Source organism: uncultured Muriicola sp., assembly GCF_947258935.1.
In the GTDB taxonomy this organism is placed as follows: domain Bacteria; phylum Bacteroidota; class Bacteroidia; order Flavobacteriales; family Flavobacteriaceae; genus Muriicola.
This window is the reverse complement of sequence record NZ_CAMYKH010000037.1, coordinates 1-12,020: the sequence shown is the minus strand read 5'-3', so window position 1 is coordinate 12,020 and position 12,020 is coordinate 1. Positions and strand designations below refer to the sequence as shown.

Genomic DNA, 12,020 nt, shown 5'->3' with positions numbered 1-12,020 from the left:
ATTTTTTCTATGGATGACAAGGAGGCAGGTTTTGGGAATACGGTGTGAAATTTGTAGTATTACCATCAAAATGTCGGCTATGTCAGCGGAAACCCACTTTAAGTTTTCCAACAGAGTTTTACTGGTTCCCATGGTGTCAGTTTTGCTGATCTGGACAATTTTTTGGCTGGAACTTAAATTTCAGAGTAATTGGAACGACTTTGGTATATATCCCAGGAGCTGGACAGGATTGCGTGGTATCCTTTTTGGACCATTTCTGCACGGATCTGTAGAGCACCTCTACAACAACACCATACCCTTGGCCGTTTTAATGGCCACTCTGCTATATTTCTATCGGAGTATTTCGTTTAAAGTGCTTTTCTGGGGAATGATTCTTGCAGGGTCTATTACATGGCTGATTGGCAGACCATCTTACCATATTGGTGCCAGCGGAGTGATTTATCTCCTGGCGAGTTTTATTTTTTTTAAAGGAATTTTCACAAAACACTATCGCCTGGTGGCAGTATCACTCATAGTTTCTTTTATTTATGGCAGCATGTTGTGGTACATTTTTCCAATAAAAGAAGAGATCTCCTGGGAAGGGCATTTAGGGGGCTTTGTCATTGGTCTTTTTATGGCTGTGTTCCTGCAGGCAAAAGTGCCAATAATTCCTAAATATGCCTGGGAGAAAGAGGACTATAATGAAGAGGATGATGAATTTCTAAAGCATTTTGACGCAGATGGTAACTTTATTGAAAAGGCTAATTCTGGTGAGGATGAAAAGGGGATACAGGTTAACTACCATTTTAAGAAGGACAAAGATAGTTCTGCGGATACTGAAAATTAAATATTCCTTTGCCGCACAACTTCATATAAAAATACACCACAGGCCACAGATACATTAAGAGATCCAATCTCTCCGAGCATGGGAATTTTGGCACTGTGATCTGCTGCTTTTAGAATAGATGGGGATATGCCCATATCTTCTGCTCCCATAACAAGAGCTACTGCACCTTTTAAATTTACATCATAGATAAGGTCATTTGTTTTTTCTGTGGCAGCAACAATAGTAACTCCGGAGGCTTGTAAGTAAAAGATCGCATCCTTAATGTGATCTACTTTGGCAATAGGAACCTTAAATGCGGCTCCTGCCGAGGTCTTAACGGTATCTCCGGTAACAGGTGCAGAACCTTTTTTGGGGATTATGATACCATCTACCCCCGTACATTCGGCTGTTCTGATGATAGCCCCAAAATTTCGAACATCCGAAACCTGGTCTAGTAATAGAAACACAGGATCACTTTTTTGAGACAATACCTGGTCTGCCAATACCTCAAATGTATGAAATGTAATAGGCGAAATAGTAGCTACAACGCCCTGGTGATTATTCTGATTAAGTCTGTTTATCTTTTCAATGGGAACATAGGAAGTGTTGATGCCATTCTTGCGCACCAGGCCTTCTAATTCCTTGGACAAGGCACCGTGAAGCCCTTTTTGTATAAACACCTTATCTATGGGTTCATTGGCCTGGATAGCTTCTATCACAGCCCGTAGACCATAGATCTGAGTATTTTTTGTCATAGGTTAAAGGTAACAAAAAAACCACCCGATGAAATCGGATGGCTTTTATGTTAAGAGATAAAAACTTTATAATGCTACTACGTTTGTATAAGAAACAACGCCTTCTGAGTCAGTTGTTTTTGTAAAGCCGACGATAGATGCATATGGAAATCCATTTACATTTGTGCCCAGCGTTAAATTAGTAAAGGTGCCTTCAAAAATTAGATAGTCGGTCTGATTTGGAAACACAAAAAATAATTTCCAAGGGATATCAGTTTCCCCTGCTGTCCAAACACCTACATCAATGGTGTAATCTCCATCCGGATGTGTATCATTAAAAATATCGGTCTCGTACCTTGAACCAGTTTCTGCACTTTCAAAGCCCAATACATAAGTATCTAAATCATTAATATCCGGGTTTGCCCAATCTAAAAGATACGTCATTCTTCCCGCAACAACTCCTTCACCATATGGAAATTGAATTGCATCAAAAATTTGCAGCGGTTGAGATGCAGACGTAATTGTATAATTTACCCCCGGATCTACCGTGTCCAATAAAATGGCGGTTAATTGTAATGATCCATAATTTGCTAAACCATCAAAGCCTACATCAAAGCCATCTGAAGCAGGAAGTGTTATTGTTCCTGATCCTGTAGTACTTCCGGCAGGTATGGCAACAGATGTAGTTGTAAAAGCACCGCTATTAAAGGTAGCAGTTACTTCAACGTCTGCATCAGATGCAAAAGATTGTGGTATTGAAACAGTTACTCCAATAGTTCTACCCTCGGCAGTCTGAGTGTCAGTTGTAGAAACAGTACCCTCCAATGCCACTGTAGTTAGTCCTAAATCTAAAGGATATCCTATAAGACTTTCCTCCTCCGTACAGCTTGAAAGTAAAATCGCTGAAAAGGCAACTAAACTTAAATATTTATATAAATTTTTCATAATTGTTCTCTATTTTTTAATTCTTTTGTGCAATAAATATTCCATCACCAAAGGTAAAACCTGTTCCATTACCACCAGCTAGGCTAAGGCCTGTACTAAACTTTAATTCCAAATATCCAATACAAGATAAGGCTAAAGAGGTAGCCGCACTAGATCGAAAGTTTGTAGGTGAGTATCCTGCACAGCAAATTTCTTCGGTTAAAACACCATCTTGTCTCTCGAAGGTTGCTATCCCAAATGCGTTAACATTAATAGTTATATTAAAATCACCGGCTGAATCGTATGGGTTAACAAGAACGATATCACCAGATTCTTCTCCTGCTATTATTTCGAACTGAGTCTCCCCTGTAGCGGAAAAACCATCATCCTCAAGAATAGTGTAGGTTCCAATCATATCTGCCTGATTAAACGGACATGCTATAAACGTTGTAAGTGCATAGGCCTGTTTTTGACCTGGCTCTGCTTGCATATCAGGGGCCAAACTATTAAAAGTGACAGTGCTCCCATCGGTACCTGTTGAAGTACCTACAAAGTCGAACCTGTCACCTGCTAACAAATCAGCAGGATCAACTCCTAAAGCGGTTGCTATATCTGGTCCAGATACTCGGAAGTCTGTAGGAAAAGTACTGGTTGTAAAAATAGTTGAATAATCCGTGGCTACACCGTTAGATACTCTTCTAGCTTTAACTTCAAAACTCGCTACGTTTCCGGCAGGCGCAGTAAGTGCTCCACCAAATGTAGAATTTTCAATATCTGTAACGTCTAATACAGGGCTTTCAATGTCAATAAAGACATAGGCCGCCACTGTTGGTTCCCATAGGGGATTTTTTTCTTCATCCTCACAAGAGATAAAGGAGGCAAAGAATAAGGTTGCAAATAATATTTTATATATATTTTTCATGTCAATTAATTTTACTTTAAAGATTAGTGTAATGAGATATTACTTTTATCCCAGAAAATTCTTTCGCCTCTATCTTTTTGAGTAGCGTTGCTATTTAAATTTACAAAATTTGCAGGATAAACAACAGAGTTGTAGAACTCACCTGAGGTTAAAACTAACGTCGGTTGAAAATTGCTAGGGAACCCAGTTCTTCTATAAGCATTATAAGCCTCCATACCGTTACCATAGCTAGCTATATGATATTCTTTCAGAATTATTTCCAATCTTTTGGAATCGTCCAGTGCATTGTCATACGCATCTAGAACAAAAGCCACATAATTATCAACATCATTTTGAGTTGCGTCTCCCGCTACACCCAAAAATCCGATAACTTTGGCCATACTTCCTCGTATCGCACTCTCAAGAAAAACACGCGCATCACCGGTTGTTCCGGTTGTCAATGCAGATTCTGCTTTTATAAAATCTACAAAGAAACTAGTCAACAACGGCGTAATACCTGCACCTTGTTCTCCTGTTGATCCTTCCTCTTGTGTGCTATCACCGGCACCGTCGTCATAACTACCTCCAACCGGATAAAGTCCAAAAACCGTTCTTTTTTCATCATCTGGGGGAATACCACCATTATCTCCATGATCTCTACCCCAATAACCTCTAGGGGCACTTGCTACACAAAAAGGCATTCCAACAGCAGGATCATAAATTGAACTGTAGTTGGCATATTGCGAAGGGGCATTTGCACCTACACATCCAAGTGTAAATACATCTTCATTGGTGGCGTTCGTATCCTGGCGATAAAAATAATAGGCCAGTCTAGGATCATCAAATCCTTTTTCAGCTATCATGGACCACATAAGATAATTAGACATATACCCACCGGCCGAATCTTCATAGTATCGGTTGTATCCAGGATGCCTTGTGCTAGGGTTTAATCTATTACTTCCATATTGCAATACCCAATCTTCATCTGCTGAATCAATTATATTATTACCAGCTAAAATTGAATTAATACTGGCGGCGATGTTAATACCTAAATCTGCACCGGCAAGTCTTGCATTATTTAAAACTCTTAGCTTAAGTGTATTTGCAGCGGTCACCCAACTTTTCTGCGTATCCTCGTCTACAGTGCCACCATCAGAATAGTAAAAATCTTCCGGAGGATATGCAGAGGCTACACCATTTAGCAACGCTATTGCTTCATCTATTTCAGAAAGCATGGCGATATACACATCTACCTGGTTATCAGGAGCAGGATTAGTGTTAGCATTTCCTTGCAATGCCTCTGTGTAGGGAATATCTCCAAACAGGTCTACCATACTAATCAGCACATATGCCCTGAATAATTTGGAAACACCTAAATGGTATTTTAAATCTAATTCCTCTGCAATTGGTTCCAGGGCCTGAATATCTGCCAAAATTCCGGAATAGGCACTACTCCAAATCCCGTTGAAATTTATCGGGGCGTACGCATTATCATATGTATTTCCTCCTGTCATTGCGAATTGTCGGGAAACTGAGGCGGTGAAACTTGCACCACCAGCTACATTCTCTACAAATGTGCCAAACCCTAGTTGTATATTGTTAAACAGAAAGTCTGGATCTAAATTATCAACTGAGACCTGAGTAGGACTTTCAGTTAAACCGAGCTCAGTAGTTTCACAAGAAAATAATCCTGTAAAAAGTAGAGCTAAAATTATTTTTTGATATCTAATTTTCATCACTTTTTTTTTTAGAAAGTTAAATTAAGGCTGAAACCATAGCGTTTTGCTGTAGGGCCTGTCAAATAGTCGAACCCTTGTCCGTTACCTACTCCAAGACTAATAACCTCTGGATCAAAATTAAGTCCATTTGGGAAATTCACTGCCTTGTAATACAGGTTTGAGCCAATTATTGAAAAAGAAACCCTTCCAAAAGGCGTTTTATCCAAAAATTTAGATGGCACATCATATGATATTGCTACTTCTCTTAACCTAATGGTAGTGGCGTCATAGATCGCTTGTTCATCGATAAAGAAACCAGAATTAACAAATCCATAATCAGTAGCTGCAATTACCAGATCATTGGTATCTCCATTTTGCTTAACACCGGGAAGGATAAAACCTTGAGTTCTATCATAATCCGTATCTGTAGTTAAACCACGAGAGAGTAATGCGGCGGCCGTAGTTGAATAGATATCACCTCCATGTGTATATTCCCACTGCATTCTTAATCCGAAACCTCTGAATGAAAAATCACTTATTCCAGTCATTCTCCAGTCCGAATTCGGATCTCCAATAATAGTAAGATCAGGATTGGATAAATAATTACCATCTGCGGCTACGATTGGATTTCCATTTCCATCTCGAGCGATGGAACTACCTTGAATAACTCCGTAAGCTTCTCCTGGAATAGCAAAGTTACCTAGATTAGTAAATCCAGCAATAACTTCTTGCTCTGAATCCGCACCAAGGCTTTCAACGATGTTTTCATTAACGGTCCATTGTCCCGAAATGTCCCACCTAAATCCTGAATTGGATTTTGGTCTTATCGGATTTATATTGAACCCTAATTCGATACCCTTGTTACTTACTTCAGCAGGGTTATCAGCAGTTACAGTATAACCTGTAGCCGGATCGAGTAGTTTACTGGTAAGAATCAAATCCTTGGATGATTTGCTATATACAGATAAATCTATACCAATTCTATTACTAAAGAATTTAGCTTCAATTCCTGCCTCAATTTCTGTCAACAGTTCAGGTTTTAAATTTAAATTACCCAGTCTGTCAGAAATAGAAAGTACGTTAACAACACTTCCATCTGCTGGATCAATAAAGACATTGGTTCCGCTACCCAATCCTACAACTGTAGAGTATGGGTCAGGGAATCCGGCGGAAGATCCGTATCCTACTCTTAACTTAAGATAGTTAAGGGTTGAAGAATTTCGCAATCCTTCAATTGCAGAAGTTGGTACGAATGATAGACTTGCAGAAGGATAAAATATTGATCTTTCAGCGGTCTGAAGAGATGAATACCAGTCATTTCTACCCTGGAAGTTTAAATAAATGAAGCTGTCATATCCAAACGTAGCGGATAAATAAGCTCCAATAATATTCTCCTCTCTATAAAAGGTGCCTGCGGTTTGTTCCTCAAAATTATTATGTGTTTGAAGACCGTAGACAAATTGCTGTGTACTCTGTACAAAGTTAAAATCTCTAGTTTCTCTCCGAGGATTTAAACCTAATGATCCATTCAGATCAAATTTTTCGTTCTTGTCTAACTTTTTATTAAAGTTTAGACTCAACGTATGATCCCATACTGTATTTAATCTGTATGAGGTTGTAAGCGAACCACCAACTATCTGGGTACCGCCTTTATTAGCCGAAAATTCTTGTTTTTGAGTGTATTGATCCAAGGCCATTCTATAAGATAGATTTAACCAATCATTAAAATCATAAGACAAAGTTATATTTCCAAAGAATCTTCTAACTGCTTCTGCGTCATTTATATTTTTAGAAGTCCATAAAGGATTTTGGATATCATTACCACCCCTGTAGTAAACACTTGAATTGTCTACCGGGTTTTCAAATGGAAGACCAAATAGATCAACACTTCTTGGGGTGTATAAAACATTGGAAAACAAAGATGCTGTTCCACCAGTTGGATTACTACCAAAACCAGCAGCAGTTGGCGGTGCATTCTTATCAGTTCTAACAACGTTAAAGGATGTACTTACATTAAGGTTATTTGAAAGCTTAGCACTACCACCCGCGCTAAAGTTTGTTCTTACATAATCGTTATTTGGAACAAACCCTTCATCATCAGTATGCCCAAAACCTACACTAAAGCTTCCTCTGTCGTTGGCACTTGTAACGCCAATAGAAGTAGTTGTTACCCCACCTGTTGAAAAGAACTTCTCAACGCTATCATAAGGTTTGTAGTCATATCGCGCTCCCTGAAATTCAGGAAAAACATTTGCAAGACCAGCCCTATCGTAAGGATGTGGTACAGTACCATCAGCTCCTACATTATTTGTGCCCCTTGAATTAAAGTTAGGCCCCCAGTTACTAAATGCCTGGGAATAGTTTTGATAAAAACCATTTCCATAGGTATCTTGATAATCCGGTAAATTGGCAATATCATTAAAAAAGTAAGATTGACTAAATGAAACCTCTAATTTCTTTTGTGCTGTAGAAGCAGATCCGGTCTTGGTTGTAATTAAAACAACCCCATTCCTACCGGCCTGTCCGTATAATGTGGTAGCACTCAATCCCTTTAGAACACTTAATTCCGCAATATTGTTTGGATCAATATCCAGGAATCTACTTGATGCAGTTGTGTTCCCTTGAACAAAATTTCTATCAGAATTGGTATCTGAATTGAAAGGCACACCATCTACAACAAATAATGGTTGGTTACTACCATTAATAGAAGAGTATCCCCTTATAATGATGTTTGTTCCTGATCCTGAAAGACCACTGGTTTGTTGGATATTTACACCAGGAGCCTTACCAGTTAAGGTTCTACCAATGTCTGTGGCAGGTTTGTTAGCAATTTCGTCAGAACCAATAGTTGAAACAGCGTACCCAAGAGCTTTCTTCTCTTTCTTAATACCCTGCGCCGTTACTATTACTTCTTCCAGTGCCTGAGCATCTTCCTGCATCTGCACATTAATATTGTTACTTGCTCCAATAGTTACCCGTACATCTTTTTGACCGATGTAGCTGAAAAGAAGTGTTTGCCCTTGGCTGCCTCGAATGGTGTAATTACCGTCGAAATCAGTTTGGGTTCCTGTAGTGGTCCCTTCAACGACGATGTTTACCCCTGGAAGCGGAAGTCCGTCCTGGTCCGTTACGGCACCTGAGACCGTCTTCTCCTGCGCAAAAGTCAAATGCACAACAAACGCCAATAACAGCGTTAAGATTCCATTTAAATTTGTTTTCATTTTATAATTATTTGAATTAGCTAGGCGCAAAAATCCTAATATTATGTTAATAATCCAAACTTATTTTAATAAAACTTTAAGAAGTTCAAAGGAATCAAGAACTTTCTGAAAGCCCGTATCGTAGGTTTTGAGGGCTATTTTGTGCTAAAAGGGATACTAGTTTAGATGATTAATTCCGATCCGTAATTTCCATGAATCTCATCTATTCTATTAGAATACCCTGAAACTGAGGAGATAGGGCCTATTTCGTTTTTTATTTTATAAATAATTCTCAGTTGTTTTAAATTTCTAAGTGGGTTTATATAACATGTTCATAATTAAGATTTATAGCCCTGTATGATCAAAAAAATTAATACTATATATAAGGTATAGGATGAGGTATCAGAAAAGCACTTGGCATGGGTAGTTGGGAATGATTTTAAAAATCTTATAAATTTCGCAAGCAACCATTTGAATTATGTTTAATAATTACTACATTTGCCGACCCTTAAAAGAGGGTACCATTATTATTTAGTAAAATATATGCCAACAATTTCACAATTAGTACGAAAAGGAAGGGCCACAATTACCAAGAAGAGTAAATCGGCTGCTTTGGATTCGTGTCCCCAGCGAAGGGGGGTTTGTACGCGTGTTTACACAACTACTCCAAAGAAACCAAATTCTGCCATGAGAAAAGTGGCCAGGGTACGGTTAACCAATGGAAAAGAAGTAAACGCATACATCCCTGGAGAAGGACACAATTTGCAAGAGCACTCGATAGTATTGGTTAGAGGCGGAAGGGTGAAGGATTTGCCAGGAGTTAGATATCACATCGTGAGAGGAGCTTTAGATACTGCGGGCGTTGCCGGCAGGACTCAAAGACGATCTAAGTACGGAGCAAAACGACCCAAAAAGTAAGCAACACTTTTAAGAAGAAGCAATGAGAAAAAGACAGGCAAAGAAAAGACCACTTTTACCAGATCCAAAATTTAATGATCAGCTGGTGACTCGTTTCGTCAATATGATGATGTGGGATGGGAAAAAGTCGGTTGCCTTTAAAGTATTCTACGATGCGATCGATATTGTAGATGAAAAGAAAACAGACGAGGAGAAAACAGGATTGGAATTGTGGAAAGATGCCCTTTCTAATGTGATGCCTCACGTAGAAGTGCGCAGCAGAAGGGTGGGAGGAGCAACCTTCCAAATTCCTATGCAAATTAGGCCAGATCGAAAGATATCTACAGCCATGAAATGGTTGATCAGCTATTCCAGAAAGCGCAATGAGAAGTCCATGGCCCAGAGATTGGCCTCGGAAGTTCTTGCTGCTGCCAAGGAAGAAGGTGCTGCCGTAAAGAAACGTGTGGATACGCACAAGATGGCTGAAGCCAATAAAGCATTTTCTCACTTCAGATTTTAGTACTTAACATGGCAAGAGATTTAAAATATACAAGAAACATAGGGATTGCAGCACATATTGATGCTGGTAAGACCACAACTACAGAACGAATCTTATTCTACACTGGCGTAAGTCACAAGATGGGTGAAGTTCATGATGGTGCGGCCACTATGGACTGGATGGAGCAGGAACAAGAACGAGGTATCACAATTACGTCTGCTGCTACAACCTGTACATGGAACTTCCCAATGAAGAATGGTGAGATCATACCAGAATCTAAACCTTACCATTTTAATATTATAGATACCCCCGGACACGTAGATTTTACCGTTGAGGTAAACAGATCTTTACGTGTATTGGATGGTTTGGTATTCCTTTTTAGTGCTGTTGATGGTGTAGAACCACAATCTGAAACCAACTGGCGTTTGGCAGACAATTACAAAGTTCCAAGAATGGGCTTTGTGAATAAGATGGACAGGCAAGGAGCCAACTTCCTGATGGTGTGCAAGCAAGTGAAGGAGATGTTGAAATCTAACGCTGTGCCAATTGTATTGCCTATAGGTGATGAAGCCGATTTTAAAGGAATAGTAGACCTTGTTAAGAACCGTGCTATTGTATGGCATGAAGATAACATGGGAGCTACCTTTGATGTTATTGATATTCCTGAGGAAATGAAAGCTGAGGTTAAAGAATACAGGGCAATGCTAATTGAAGCTGTTGCTGAGTATGATGAAACCTTAATGGAGAAATTCTTTGAGGATGAAGATTCTATCACCGAAGACGAAGTGCATGCGGCGTTACGAGCAGCAGTAATGGACATGAGTATCATTCCAATGATCTGCGGTTCTTCCTTTAAGAATAAAGGGGTGCAGTTCCTTCTAGATGCTGTATGCCGTTACCTTCCTTCTCCTATGGATAAAGAGGGTATCGTAGGTGTGAATCCCGATACCGGGAAAGAAGAAAAAAGAAGACCAGATATTAAGGAACCATTTGCTGCCTTGGCCTTTAAAATTGCTACAGATCCTTTTGTGGGTCGTTTGGCATTCTTTAGAGCCTACTCCGGTAAATTGGACGCAGGTTCCTACGTCTTAAATAACCGATCTGGGAATAAAGAACGAATTTCCAGAATATACCAAATGCATTCTAACAAACAGAATGCCGTAGATTCAATCGCGGCAGGAGATATTGGAGCAGCAGTTGGGTTTAAAGATATCAAGACAGGGGATACCCTTTCTGATGAAAAACATCCGATCGTTCTTGAGAGTATGAACTTCCCTGATCCTGTGATCGGGATAGCAGTGGAGCCAAAAACCAAGGCAGATGTGGATAAACTGGGAATGGCACTTGCCAAGTTGGCAGAAGAAGACCCTACGTTTCAGGTAAAAACAGATGAAGCCTCCGGACAAACCATTATTTCTGGTATGGGCGAGCTTCACTTAGATATCATTACAGATCGTTTAAGACGAGAATTTAAGGTAGATGTAAACCAGGGTCAGCCACAGGTAGAGTACAAAGAGGCTATCACAAGGTCAACAGATCATCGTGAAACATATAAGAAACAAACTGGAGGTCGTGGTAAATTTGCAGATATCGTATTTACGATGGAACCTTCCACACTTGATACACCAGGACTTGAGTTCGTAAACGTGATCAAGGGGGGGAACATTCCCAGGGAATATATTCCTTCGGTAGAAAAAGGATTCAGAGAGGCCATGAAGAATGGTCCTTTGGCCGGATTTGAGATGGACAGTATGAAAATTACCTTGAGGGATGGATCATTCCACCCGGTGGATTCGGATGCTCTTTCTTTTGAATTGGCCGCTAAGATCGGTTATAAATCGGCTGCCAAAGCTGCGAAAGCAGTGCTTATGGAGCCAATTATGAAGATGGAAGCCATTACTCCTGAAGAAAACATGGGAGATATTGTAGGGGATCTTAACAGAAGAAGAGGTCATGTAACCAATATGGATGACAGAGCAGGAGCTAAGGTCATTAAAGCTGAAGTTCCACTTTCTGAAATGTTTGGATATGTAACGTCTTTAAGAACTCTATCTTCTGGTAGAGCAACCAGCACAATGGAATTTTCACATTATGCAGAAACCCCTTCCAGTATAGCAGAAGAGGTTATTAAAGCAACTAAAGGGGTAACCGCTTAATTTGTAGAAGATGAGTCAGAAAATCAGAATAAAATTAAAATCATACGATTACAATCTGGTAGATAAGTCTGCTGAGAAGATCGTCAAAACTGTTAAGTCAACCGGTGCAGTGGTTACGGGACATATTCCATTACCTCCTCACAAGAAGATCTTTACGGTATTGCGTTCTCCCCATGTGAACAAAAA

Annotated in this window: 10 protein-coding genes; 5 read left to right on the top strand and 5 right to left on the bottom strand. The window is 39.6% G+C overall.

All coding sequences use genetic code 11. The annotated features are described in order from the left end of the window. Positions 1 to 79: 79 nt before the first annotated feature. The gene (locus tag Q0X72_RS07985) at positions 80 to 826 is read left to right on the top strand and encodes a rhomboid family intramembrane serine protease (protein WP_297763809.1); all 747 of its coding nucleotides are present in this window, start codon (positions 80 to 82) and stop codon (positions 824 to 826) included. On the opposite strand, the gene rlmB is transcribed toward Q0X72_RS07985, so the two are convergent. The 5 genes from rlmB to Q0X72_RS07960 all read right to left on the bottom strand — a co-directional run bounded on the left by rlmB (position 823) and on the right by Q0X72_RS07960 (position 8,303). Next, the gene (gene rlmB / locus Q0X72_RS07980; RefSeq protein WP_297763807.1) at positions 823 to 1,560 is read right to left on the bottom strand and encodes a 23S rRNA (guanosine(2251)-2'-O)-methyltransferase RlmB; all 738 of its coding nucleotides are present in this window, start codon (positions 1,558 to 1,560) and stop codon (positions 823 to 825) included. The genes Q0X72_RS07985 and rlmB overlap by 4 nt on opposite strands. A 66-nt stretch (positions 1,561 to 1,626) precedes the next feature. Further along, a complete protein-coding gene (locus Q0X72_RS07975; RefSeq protein WP_297763804.1) occupies positions 1,627 to 2,484 on the bottom strand; it encodes a hypothetical protein in 858 nt (285 codons plus the stop codon). A gap of 16 nt (positions 2,485 to 2,500) precedes the next feature. Beyond that, the gene (locus Q0X72_RS07970; protein WP_297763801.1) at positions 2,501 to 3,385 is read right to left on the bottom strand and encodes a hypothetical protein; all 885 of its coding nucleotides are present in this window, start codon (positions 3,383 to 3,385) and stop codon (positions 2,501 to 2,503) included. A 23-nt stretch (positions 3,386 to 3,408) separates the two neighbouring features. Further along, entirely contained in the window at positions 3,409 to 5,100 is a 1,692-nt protein-coding gene (locus tag Q0X72_RS07965) for a SusD/RagB family nutrient-binding outer membrane lipoprotein (RefSeq protein ID WP_297763798.1), read from the bottom strand. A gap of 11 nt (positions 5,101 to 5,111) precedes the next feature. Beyond that, the gene (locus tag Q0X72_RS07960; protein WP_297763796.1) at positions 5,112 to 8,303 is read right to left on the bottom strand and encodes a SusC/RagA family TonB-linked outer membrane protein; all 3,192 of its coding nucleotides are present in this window, start codon (positions 8,301 to 8,303) and stop codon (positions 5,112 to 5,114) included. 522 nt (positions 8,304 to 8,825) lie between these two features. On the opposite strand from Q0X72_RS07960, the gene rpsL reads away from it, so the two are divergent. The 4 genes from rpsL to rpsJ all read left to right on the top strand — a co-directional run. Next, entirely contained in the window at positions 8,826 to 9,200 is a 375-nt protein-coding gene (gene rpsL, locus Q0X72_RS07955; RefSeq protein ID WP_013305196.1) for a 30S ribosomal protein S12, read from the top strand. A 22-nt stretch (positions 9,201 to 9,222) separates the two neighbouring features. Continuing rightward, a complete protein-coding gene (gene rpsG / locus Q0X72_RS07950) occupies positions 9,223 to 9,699 on the top strand; it encodes a 30S ribosomal protein S7 (RefSeq protein ID WP_297763795.1) in 477 nt (158 codons plus the stop codon). Positions 9,700 to 9,707: 8 nt separating this feature from the next. Then, positions 9,708 to 11,834 carry an elongation factor G gene (fusA, locus tag Q0X72_RS07945; protein WP_297763794.1) on the top strand — a complete coding sequence of 709 codons (2,127 nt, stop codon included), beginning with the start codon at positions 9,708 to 9,710 and terminating at the stop codon, positions 11,832 to 11,834. Between the two features lie 10 nt (positions 11,835 to 11,844). After that, positions 11,845 to 12,020 (top strand): 30S ribosomal protein S10 (gene rpsJ, locus Q0X72_RS07940; RefSeq protein WP_297763901.1); only part of this gene is annotated, 176 nt, incomplete at its 3' end.

What these genes read in the sequence shown, in the direction of transcription:
- Q0X72_RS07985 (WP_297763809.1), top strand. Translation starts at nt 80, where the DNA reads ATGTCAGCGGAAACCCACTTTAAGTTTTCCAACAGAGTTTTACTGGTT.
- rlmB (WP_297763807.1), bottom strand. Translation starts at nt 1,560, where the DNA reads ATGACAAAAAATACTCAGATCTATGGTCTACGGGCTGTGATAGAAGCT.
- Q0X72_RS07975 (WP_297763804.1), bottom strand. Translation starts at nt 2,484, where the DNA reads ATGAAAAATTTATATAAATATTTAAGTTTAGTTGCCTTTTCAGCGATT.
- Q0X72_RS07970 (WP_297763801.1), bottom strand. Translation starts at nt 3,385, where the DNA reads ATGAAAAATATATATAAAATATTATTTGCAACCTTATTCTTTGCCTCC.
- Q0X72_RS07965 (WP_297763798.1), bottom strand. Translation starts at nt 5,100, where the DNA reads ATGAAAATTAGATATCAAAAAATAATTTTAGCTCTACTTTTTACAGGA.
- Q0X72_RS07960 (WP_297763796.1), bottom strand. Translation starts at nt 8,303, where the DNA reads ATGAAAACAAATTTAAATGGAATCTTAACGCTGTTATTGGCGTTTGTT.
- rpsL (WP_013305196.1), top strand. Translation starts at nt 8,826, where the DNA reads ATGCCAACAATTTCACAATTAGTACGAAAAGGAAGGGCCACAATTACC.
- rpsG (WP_297763795.1), top strand. Translation starts at nt 9,223, where the DNA reads ATGAGAAAAAGACAGGCAAAGAAAAGACCACTTTTACCAGATCCAAAA.
- fusA (WP_297763794.1), top strand. Translation starts at nt 9,708, where the DNA reads ATGGCAAGAGATTTAAAATATACAAGAAACATAGGGATTGCAGCACAT.